General features: G+C 33.0%; 8 protein-coding genes and 1 pseudogene. 8 read left to right on the top strand and 1 reads right to left on the bottom strand.

Annotated elements, in window-relative coordinates; genetic code table 11:
• Nucleotides 1–7 precede the first annotated feature (7 nt).
• Nucleotides 8–610 carry a protein adenylyltransferase Fic gene (fic, locus tag P3G65_RS11635; RefSeq protein ID WP_062810218.1) on the top strand — a complete coding sequence of 201 codons (603 nt, stop codon included), beginning with the start codon at nucleotides 8–10 and terminating at the stop codon, nucleotides 608–610.
• A 166-nt stretch (nucleotides 611–776) separates the two neighbouring features.
• On the opposite strand, the gene P3G65_RS11640 is transcribed toward fic, so the two are convergent.
• Nucleotides 777–1079 carry a hypothetical protein gene (locus P3G65_RS11640; RefSeq protein WP_086383693.1) on the bottom strand — a complete coding sequence of 101 codons (303 nt, stop codon included), beginning with the start codon at nucleotides 1077–1079 and terminating at the stop codon, nucleotides 777–779.
• Between the two features lie 968 nt (nucleotides 1080–2047).
• Here P3G65_RS11640 and P3G65_RS11645 point away from each other — a divergent pair.
• The 7 genes and pseudogenes from P3G65_RS11645 to P3G65_RS11675 all read left to right on the top strand — a co-directional run bounded on the left by P3G65_RS11645 (nucleotide 2048) and on the right by P3G65_RS11675 (nucleotide 7421).
• On the top strand, nucleotides 2048–3205 hold the full coding sequence (locus P3G65_RS11645; RefSeq protein WP_284071375.1) for a RepB family plasmid replication initiator protein: 1158 nt from the start codon (nucleotides 2048–2050) through the stop codon (nucleotides 3203–3205).
• Nucleotides 3205–3849, top strand: coding sequence for a hypothetical protein (locus P3G65_RS11650; protein WP_223687872.1), 645 nt, complete (start codon nucleotides 3205–3207; stop codon nucleotides 3847–3849). The genes P3G65_RS11645 and P3G65_RS11650 overlap by 1 nt, the downstream gene beginning before the upstream one ends.
• The gene (locus P3G65_RS11655; protein WP_284071376.1) at nucleotides 3837–5018 is read left to right on the top strand and encodes a restriction endonuclease subunit S; all 1182 of its coding nucleotides are present in this window, start codon (nucleotides 3837–3839) and stop codon (nucleotides 5016–5018) included. Before P3G65_RS11650 ends, P3G65_RS11655 begins: the two co-directional genes overlap by 13 nt.
• 342 nt (nucleotides 5019–5360) lie before the next feature.
• Nucleotides 5361–5951, top strand: coding sequence for a site-specific integrase (locus tag P3G65_RS11660; protein WP_170275603.1), 591 nt, complete (start codon nucleotides 5361–5363; stop codon nucleotides 5949–5951).
• Nucleotides 5952–6112: 161 nt separating this feature from the next.
• A complete protein-coding gene (locus P3G65_RS11665) occupies nucleotides 6113–6373 on the top strand; it encodes a hypothetical protein (protein WP_170275604.1) in 261 nt (86 codons plus the stop codon).
• A 225-nt stretch (nucleotides 6374–6598) separates the two neighbouring features.
• Nucleotides 6599–6804, top strand: a pseudogene (locus P3G65_RS11670) (hypothetical protein).
• A 20-nt stretch (nucleotides 6805–6824) separates the two neighbouring features.
• Nucleotides 6825–7421 carry a YdhK family protein gene (locus tag P3G65_RS11675; RefSeq protein WP_170275605.1) on the top strand — a complete coding sequence of 199 codons (597 nt, stop codon included), beginning with the start codon at nucleotides 6825–6827 and terminating at the stop codon, nucleotides 7419–7421.
• Nucleotides 7422–9169: the final 1748 nt, after the last annotated feature.

Consider the following 9169-nt stretch of genomic DNA (forward strand, 5'->3'; position numbering starts at 1 on the left):
TAATCCTGTGGTTTTAGAAAATAAATTAGGGTTAACAAATTCAGCAGAATTAGCTAAACAAGAAGAGTTATTAACGAAAAAAAGAGCCAAAGAATTGTTTGAGTCTGGCAAAATAGAGGATCTGGAAATTGGGACGTTTCAAGGCTTATCTGATATTCATCAGTTTTTATTCCAAGATATTTACGACTTTGCAGGAAAAATTCGAGAAGTGAATATTGCGAAAGGAAACTTTCAATTTGCGCCACGTATTTTTTTAGCGCAAACACTTGAATATATTGATAAATTACCTCAAGAAACATTTGATGAAATTATTGATAAGTATTCGGATATGAATGTGGCGCATCCTTTTAGGGAAGGCAATGGACGAGCCACTCGTATCTGGTTGGATTTAATTCTTAAAAATAAACTACACAAAATCGTCGATTGGAATCAAATTGATAAGGATGACTATTTAAATGCCATGATCCGTAGTACAGTCAGCACCAATGAATTAAAATATTTGATTCAAAAGGCTTTAACCGATGATTTAGGAAAAGAACAATTCTTTAAAGGAATTGATGCGAGTTATTATTACGAGGGCTATTACGAAATTAAAACAGAAGATCTATAAACACGTATAAACACGATTTAAAGAAACAGACTGCTCAAGTTTTATATTGAGCAGTCTGTTTCTTTTTTTGGATGATTTTGACCTTTGGTTTTAAATTTTTGAAAAAAATAAAAATAGGCGAAGCCTATTATATATTTATCTGGTTCTGTTGCGAAGTTTGAAATAACTAACTATCTAATAAATCTAACTCTTGATACTCTATATCTCTTGCTAATTTGTTAGCGAGATCAAACTTTTCTTTTAATTTTTCTCTTATTGTCATGATCCTATCTAGGTCATGGTCACTATAACTAGGAGCTTGGCGTCCTTTAAGTAACGTTCCTTGTATCATTTGTACTTTGAATACTGGGTTTGGATTTTCCAGCTCATAGCCATATGAAATCTTAAATCTAACGTCTTCTGAATGATTAAGTCCATCCGTTGCTATAACAGTATAAACAACAGGTTCAAATATTCTTTTTCTTGACATTGTTTTGTCCTCCTTGGACAGTCTATTTGGTGCGTATGCAAAAACGACTGAAAGGTTTATTTACCAACATTTGTTTGGTATAACAATATTATAATACGCCTATTAATTTTTGTCAAGAATTTCAGAAGATTCTTTTTATTTTTGGGGCGTTGTCCCAATCCCCATATTATATTTATTTGATTTGTAAGTGCGCGCATTGCACTCTTTTTTAACGAAACAAGCCGACCAGCGTTTGAAACTTTTTAGTTTTTCATCATTCTATTTTAAAACGCTCTAAAACTCGATTTAAGCGACTTTAATTCGAAACTGTCTATTTGTTCAAAGGGAGCATTAAGAATGCTTAAACGAGCTTTTAAGTGGGTTTAAATTGATTTTAAATTGAATAGCTTGTTGTAAGTTGTAAAAAAACAAGTTAAACAAAGTATCGGTTTTCCATTTAAGGGTTGTTAGGGCTTGTCCTGACCGTCTGTAAGACGCTTGATTGCATGATATGAGTATTTAGCTAGTCAAACAGTTAAAACAGCTTATATGAGCAATTAGAGGGAATCCAATAAATTCCTAAAAGTGGTTTTGATCTTTTCTTTTAGCGAGTGAACGCTGCAAGTAAAATGTGAGCGTGGTTTTCGCTCACTCCTTTTTTTGATGACTTTGACCTTTGGTTTTAAATTTTTGAAAAAAATAAAAAATAGGCGAAGCCTATATTACATTTATCTTATATATTTTAATCTTTTGTTCTTTTGCGTGGGAAAAAAGTCAGTGTTTAAAGGTGGATACAGAATTATAGCGTATGAAAAAACTGTTTATAGCGTATGAAAAAACTGTTTATAGCGTATGAAAAAACTGTTTATAGCGTATGAAAAAACTTGATAGATATACGGTATTCTGATATAATAAAAGCATAGAGAAATCGACAGCGAAATCAGTTTCTCTATGCCACCTTAAAATCACTCACAAAGGAGTAACTTTCTATGTCTATTATACCAAAAAATGAACAAAATCAGAAGCAGGTGCTGACCTTGAATGAACTTTCAAAAAGAAAAGTGGTAGAGCATAACAGCTTGATTACGTCTATTGCTAAAATGGATAAAACGCCTTTAAAAATGTTTGAGTTAGCCGTGTCTTGTATCAATACCGAAGAGCCACCGAAAGACAATACGGTTTATCTTTCGAAAAGAGACCTTTTCGCTTTCTTTAACGTGTCTGATAATGATAAACACAGTCGCTTTAAACAAGCGGTTGAGAAAATGCAAAAACAAGCTTTTTTTCAAATCAAAGAAGAACAAGGAAAGGGTTTTAAATTCAAAAGCATTGTGCCTATCCCTTACGTAGAATGGACGGATTATAACGACGAAGTAAAAATTGAATTTCATCGTGAAATTATGCCTTACTTAATCAATCTCAAAAAGAATTTTACCCAACACGCTTTATCAGATATAGCCGAACTCAATAGCAAGTACAGCATTATTTTGTATCGTTGGTTATCTATGCAATACAACCAATACGAGCATTACAGTGTCAAAGGCGGACGGCGAGCCGAACAAGTGGAAGCATACCGCAATCCGTCTATTTCAATTAAAGAGTTGCGTATCATGACTGATACCGTAAATTCTTATAAACAGTTTACAAGATTTAACAATGATGTTCTTAAAACACCTTTAGATGAAATTAACGCCCATACGTCTTTTAATGTGACCTATAACAAAATCAAAAAAGGGCGTTCAATTGATTCTATTGTCTTTCATATCACGAAGAAACCAGTCGCACGAAATGACTTCTACAAGCTGGAAGAACAAGACCCTATTTATTTGCAGGATAAAGCAAATAAAGAACAAGCAGAAGAACTTTTAGCAGGGAAAGCATTAAAAAGTAAATACACGAAACTTTTGTTGGATAATATGCTATTAAGTCCTTATGAAATGACCGATACGTCACTTATGGCAGGATTGCAGGCGCACGTGTACCCTCTCTATGACGAGTTAAAGGAATTAAGAGGATTGAATGGGGTCAAAGACCACTTGTCTTATGTATCTAGCAAACAAGAAGCCTATTCTAAACGCAATGTAGCGAAGTATCTGAAAAAAGCAATCGAGCAATATCTACCTACGGTTAAAAGGCAGGACTTATGATGAGTGAAAAGTTAAAGACAATCAAAGAGCTTGCGGATGAGTTAGGAGTTAGCAAGAATAAAATTCATTATCAAGTTTCTAAAATATCAAGCGAATATGTAGTTAGAAATAATAGTATGAAGCTATTAACCGCTGAAGCGGTTAAACAAATAAAAGAAAATCTAGGTATTGAATTAAACAGCAGTTTAAACAGTAAGTTAAATACCGTTAAACACCAAGAAAACACTAATATAAAAGGAAATACAAGTGTTGAAGGCGTTGAATTAAACAGCACTTTAAATAGCTATTTAAACAGTCTTAAACACCAAATTGAATATCTTGAATCTCAAAATATCAATAAAGATGAACAAATAAAAAGTTTAGTGGAAGCACAAAAACAAACGCAAAATTTGTTAGACCAGCAACAACGATTAGCCTTGCAAGATAAAAAGTTGCTAGAAGAATACAAGGCGGAAAATGATAACTTAAAAGCCCTCAAAATGCCCTCACAGGAAACAGAATTCAAACACTTAGACAATCAATATAAAGATGAAGTGAACGCTCTTAAAGAGAAGTTGGAAAATTTGCAGGAACAAATCAAAGATCAAAAAAGGATAGAAGAACAAGAAAAACCAAGAAAATGGTGGGGACTATGGCGAAAATAGATGATTCAGTTAAAAAGAAAGTTCCAGAATTAAGGTTTCCGGGATTTACGGATGATTGGGAAGATCGTAAGTTATCAGACATTGCCGATAGATTTGATAACTTACGTGTACCTATAACAGCATCCGATCGAAAACCTGGAGATACCCCATATTACGGAGCTAATGGTATTCAAGATTATGTTGAAGGATTTACGCATAATGGTGAATTCATTTTAGTAGCAGAAGACGGAGCAAATGATCTAAAAAATTATCCCGTACAATACGTTAATGGCAAGGTTTGGGTTAATAATCATGCACATGTTCTTCAAGGTAAAAAGACAATTACAGATAATAAGTTCTTGATGAATGCTATTAAGAATTTCAACATAGAGCCATTCTTAGTTGGTGGTGGACGTGCAAAACTTAATGCAGATGTCATGATGAAATTAAATATTCTGTTACCAACTTTTGTCGAACAAGAAAAAATTGGTTCATTATTTAGTCTTTTAGATAAGACTATCGCTCTTCATCAGCGTAAGTTAGATTTGTTGAAAGAACAGAAAAAAGGCTTCTTACAAAAGATGTTTCCAAAAAATGGCGAGAAAGTTCCTGAATTAAGATTTGAGGGATTTGCTGACGATTGGGAAGAGCGTAAGTTAGGGGAATTTACAACTTCATTTTCTGGGGGGACTCCTTCAGCTGGAAATTCTAGTTACTATAAAGGCGATATTCCATTTATTCGTTCTGGTGAAATAAATAGTGATAAGACAGAGTTATTCTTGACGGAAGATGGTTTAAAAAATTCATCTGCAAAGATGGTATCAGTAGGAGATATTCTATACGCTTTATACGGAGCAACAAGTGGTGAGGTAGGAATATCACAAATTAATGGTGCAATTAATCAAGCGATATTAGCAATTAAACCAATTGGCGGGTATAGTTCTCATTTTATAATGCAGTGGCTAAAGTTACAAAAGCAAAAGATAATTGATAAATATTTACAAGGTGGACAAGGCAATTTATCTGGTTCTATCGTTAAGGATCTTATTTTAAATATTCCAAATTTTGAAGAACAACAAAAAATCGGTTCGTTCTTCAAACAGCTAGATAACACTATCGCTCTTCATCAACGTAAGCTAGATTTGTTGAAAGAACAGAAAAAAGGCTTTTTACAAAAGATGTTTGTTTAGGGTCTATAATTAGATAATAACCCCTATACAACGCTATTAAAACAGCCCCCGTTATCTATTGGACAGGTAATAGGGGTTGTTTTTATGTTTTTTTGATATAATAGAACCAAAGATGGAGGGATTATTTGGGATGGTAGGCATGCTTTTACTAGCAATCATGTTCATTTTTATCCCTGTTTGTTTTCTTATCGTAAATTGGGAGCAATTAAAAAGTTGTTTTCAAAAAAATAACAGATGAAACCCTTGCTACAAGCGGAAGTGCAGAAATGAGACACCGACAAGAAAATAAATAAATAAATAATTTAATTATTTACTTATTTTTTAGAAAGGAATATATGATATATGGTTCAACAGATTGTTTTACCTATCAAAGATTCAAATATCTTAAAAATGGTGCAGGATACACTACTTGATAGTTTTCGTGCTGGTCGTCGCAACTATACAATTTTCCAAGTTGGGAAAGCGACCTTGCTACGTGTGAGTGACGTCATGAAATTAAAAAAATCTGATGTCTTTAATTCGGATGGTACAGTCAAACAGACTGCTTTCATTCATGATCAAAAAACAGGTAAAGCGAATACTTTGTATTTAAGACCTGTCCAACAAGATTTAATGCTTTATCATGCATGGCTCATCCAACAAAATATGAATTCAGAGTGGTTATTTCCTTCAACTTCTCGTCCTGATCGTCCTATTACTGAGAAACAGTTTTATAAGATTATGGCACGAGTTGGTGATCTTTTAGGAATTAACTATCTAGGAACGCATACCATGCGTAAAACAGGTGCTTATCGGGTTTATATGCAGTCAAACTATAATATTGGCCTAGTCATGCATTTACTAAACCATTCCAGTGAATCAATGACGCTAACTTATTTAGGTTTAGATCAAGCCAGCCGTGAAACAATGTTGGATCAAATCGATTTTGGATAATCCCGTTTTAGTTAAAAGTTTTGATTTAACTCATTTTGTTTAAAAATATTTGAAATATCAAACATTGCAGCAGAAAAATAAATTTAATGGTCATTTGAACTGTCTTTTTAGTCATTTTTGCATTAAAATAGGACTATTAAAGAAAAAGAAGAGAGGTTCATATGGATATAAAACTGATTAAGAAATTAATTGATGAGTGTGGAGGAAAAGGTTATGCGAAATATCGGATGTATACGCTCATTCATGTTGGTTCTGGTTATGAACTAATGATGAATGGGAAGTTAATCGCTCGATTCATCATAACAGGTTACGAACAAGGCTTTCTAGAAGTTAATTTAAGTGAAACTCCCTACCAAATTAAAACGGTAGAATCACTAAAAACTTATCTAACTGGTGGGAGGACAACGAAAGAAGTAAATTAGATTGGGGCTTTTTTTTTAATTTTTGGTTAAAAGGGAACGAATTTTTTCTGATTTAAGAAACCGTTGCGCTTTGTTTAAGCTGAATCAATTATAATGATTTTATCCTAAAAATACTTTTTCATAAATTACTCCTCAATACCTTGTATATCAAGGTATTTTTGGTTCTGTTTGAGTAACAACACCAAATATTATAGAGCCAAAAATTGTTGCCATTCCAAGAGTTATTTGTTTCAAAAACAGATAAAAATTGCTAAACTAGTATGTGAATGTTGGGCAAAAAAATATTTTTTCAACTGATTTCGATAGATAGTGTCGAAAAAGTTCATTTAGATATCTTATCAAATTCTGTAGTAATCTTTTCTAAGAAGGACTTATCAATAGCTACAATTAAGAAAGAAGTTTTTGGATTACAAATTTATGAGATGACCTAAATGTGATTAATTAAAGGAGGATGAAGACAGTGAAAAAGATGACAAAATTAGTATTTGTAATTCTTGGAAGTATTGTATTTTTAGGAGCGTGTAGCAATCAAAGTGAATCGAATAATTCTAAAAGCACAAACCAGGAATCGACTTCTACAGCGTCTAGTGAAATGAATAGTATGGAGGGAATGAATCACGACGGTATGGTTCCTTCTTCAATGAAAGATGCTGCGAACCCTAAATTCCCTGTGGGAAGTAATGTTATACTGCTAGCTGATCATATGGAAGGGATGAAAGGCGCAAAAGCTCAAGTTGTAGGAGCTTTTGATACTACAATGTATGAAGTAAGCTATAAGCCAAAAACTGGGGGACCAATGGTTAAGAATCATCGATGGGTAGTACAAGAAGAGCTAAAAGATACTGAGACTGTGGCAAATGAGGGCGATACTGTTATCTTGAATGCTGATCACATGGACGGGATGATGGGAGCTAAAGCAAAAGTAGATAAATCTATTACAGGAACTGTTTACGTTGTTAATTACACTCCAACCAATGGTCAAGAAGAAGTTAAGAATCATATGTGGGTAACTGAAGATGAGATGGAATATGACGAAAATAATGAGTAATTTTATATACTAAACCAATAAGCTGGTACATGGCCTTCGTATTCTCAACATGAGGAATATGAAGGTTTCTTTATTATACAATATATCCACTATCTATAATATTAATGTTGGGCCTTTAAGAAAAAACGATGTTGAGCTTCACACAATGGAAACCATAAGATCTATCGGTTTAAGGGAGTCATTTTATAAAGGCTCTATAATATTTGATGTCACTACTCTGTTTGAGTAACAACACCAAATATTATAGAGCCGAACTTAGTAGTCGTCCAAAAACGACTACTTTTTTTGTTGAATCATCCGAGGACGATTCGATGCTTTTGACTTGTAAGAACAGGATTGAATGAAGCCATACTGTGCGCATGTTTTTAGTGGATGAACAAATAAGATACGAGAGATTTTTGGTTCGTTCATCCATGGTTTTAGAAAAAAGTGGGACGATTTCGGAAGAAGAAAATCGTCTTTTTTTTCTTCTTTTTGTATGACAAAAAGAAAGATCTTTTGCCCATTTTATTTTTATAAAATGGGGAGGTGGCGTTTGCGTAAAGCAAATCGACACAATCCAAAGGGGATAAAAGGGGAAAGTGAAACTTCCCCCTTTTCAAGCCACATTGTAATACAAGAACGAAGTGCTTTGTATTACAATGTGATAGCTTGCAGTATTTATGGTTTTATATTCTCTATTTTGTTAGGGGTATTGCAACCGCATAGGGCGCAATCCTTATTACAAAATCAATGACAAAGGGCGATTGAGGAATGAGCGCTGAGGCATTTTATTTAAAAAAAACTATTTATAAGTTCGAAATATGTATCACAACTTTAATACGTGCTATCCAACTTTAAGAGAAGAACATGGATTCTTAGAACTATTCTCTTTTTGGTTATTGCTGAAAGCAATTTCTGATACCTATTTTTTGAGCAAATTAACACCACTTTTTAGAGTGGTGTGTAAGTGCGCATTGTCCTTATTTCATTCGGACTTCTGAATTTTAAAAATAAAGATTTTATTTCTTAACTTCTCAATGCAGATATTAAATTATTTTATAAATTTGAGCGTACTTTTTGGAACTTCATTGTTTTTAAAAGCCTTTTGTATTTTAGATGGGCTTTTTGACGCTTTACAGACCTTTTAAGGAGTTTTAAAACAAATCAGGTAAACTTATTAGGACTAACACTTAAAAGGGCTTAGAAAGCAAAATATGAGCTTTTAGAATATCTCTTACTTTTATCTTTAAATAATCATTTTGCTATCCAGCGATAAAGATCAGCAAGTTCTATCAAAAGTTCTAATCGATTTTTTTATACCCTAGATAGCCATATAAGACTTTCTAGGGCATTTTAATTTATTTCAGGTAACTTATTATTATGGGTATTGATAAAAAGTGCTTAGAAAGCGAATTAGGTCATTCTGTACTTTTATGGTTTTAATCTTTTGACTTTGGATTTTACATTTTTGAAAAAAATAAAAAATAGGCGAAGCCTATATATATATTTATCTTATATATTTTAATCTTTTGTTCTTTTGCGTGGAAAAAAAGGCTGTGTTTATATGGTTTCACAGAATTATAGCGGTACAAAAAACTGTGTATAGCGGTACAAAAAACTGTGTATAGCGGTACAAAAAACTGTGTTAGAAGGTACTTTACAATTGAACAGGTACCGCTGTTTTGATATAATAAAAACATAGAGAAAATACACCGCTAAATGACTTTCTCTATGCCAGACTAAAACACGCAAAGGAGCGTATTTAC

It is taken from the genome of Lactococcus sp. bn62, assembly GCF_029492705.2.
Taxonomy (GTDB): domain Bacteria; phylum Bacillota; class Bacilli; order Lactobacillales; family Streptococcaceae; genus Lactococcus; species Lactococcus petauri.

Coding starts and splice junctions, on each gene's coding strand:
- P3G65_RS11665 (WP_170275604.1), top strand. CDS start 6,113: ATGGATATAAAACTGATTAAGAAATTAATTGATGAGTGTGGAGGAAAA.
- P3G65_RS11645 (WP_284071375.1), top strand. CDS start 2,048: ATGTCTATTATACCAAAAAATGAACAAAATCAGAAGCAGGTGCTGACC.
- P3G65_RS11675 (WP_170275605.1), top strand. CDS start 6,825: ATGAAGACAGTGAAAAAGATGACAAAATTAGTATTTGTAATTCTTGGA.
- P3G65_RS11660 (WP_170275603.1), top strand. CDS start 5,361: ATGGTTCAACAGATTGTTTTACCTATCAAAGATTCAAATATCTTAAAA.
- P3G65_RS11655 (WP_284071376.1), top strand. CDS start 3,837: ATGGCGAAAATAGATGATTCAGTTAAAAAGAAAGTTCCAGAATTAAGG.
- P3G65_RS11650 (WP_223687872.1), top strand. CDS start 3,205: ATGAGTGAAAAGTTAAAGACAATCAAAGAGCTTGCGGATGAGTTAGGA.
- P3G65_RS11640 (WP_086383693.1), bottom strand. CDS start 1,079: ATGTCAAGAAAAAGAATATTTGAACCTGTTGTTTATACTGTTATAGCA.